At 37.3% G+C, this 520-nt stretch carries 1 protein-coding gene; it reads left to right on the plus strand.

Annotation, left to right across the window (positions count from 1 at the left end; all coding sequences use genetic code 11):
- Positions 1 to 520, plus strand: a 520-nt coding sequence (locus VDP25_RS17770) for a hypothetical protein (protein WP_334471995.1), incomplete at both ends; no start/stop codon positions are given.

The following is a 520-nucleotide window of genomic DNA, read 5'->3' on the forward strand; positions in this document are numbered from 1 at the left end:
CAAATGCAGAATTAGGGGATAGTCCATTACCAACCAATTATACCAATACAACAGCAGGAGCACAAGAGATTTATGTTCGTATAGAGAATGGTACTTCAGGTTGTTACGACACCACAACTTTACAGTTAATTGTTAATCCATTACCAACAACAATAGCCGTAACGCCATATGAACTGTGTGATTACGATAATCCAGGGAATGAAGAAGAAGCCTTTGATTTATCTACAAAAGATGCAGAGATTTTAGATGGTCAAGTAAATGTTTCATTGGCATATTACGAAAACCAAGCTGATGCCGAATTAGGGGTGAATCCTATTACAGGATTGTATACCAATACAAGTAATCCGCAAACGCTAGTTGCTGTCTTAACAAACACAATAACCAATTGTACATCAACGCTTACTTTTGACTTAGTAGTAAACCCATTACCAGCCTTAATAGTGCCAAGCGCTTTAGAAGTTTGTGATGATGGTATTCCAGATGGTTTAACAGAGATCGATTTAAGTCTCAAGAACACAGA

The organism is Winogradskyella sp. ECml5-4 (assembly GCF_036903175.1).
GTDB classification, from domain to species: domain Bacteria; phylum Bacteroidota; class Bacteroidia; order Flavobacteriales; family Flavobacteriaceae; genus Winogradskyella; species Winogradskyella damuponensis.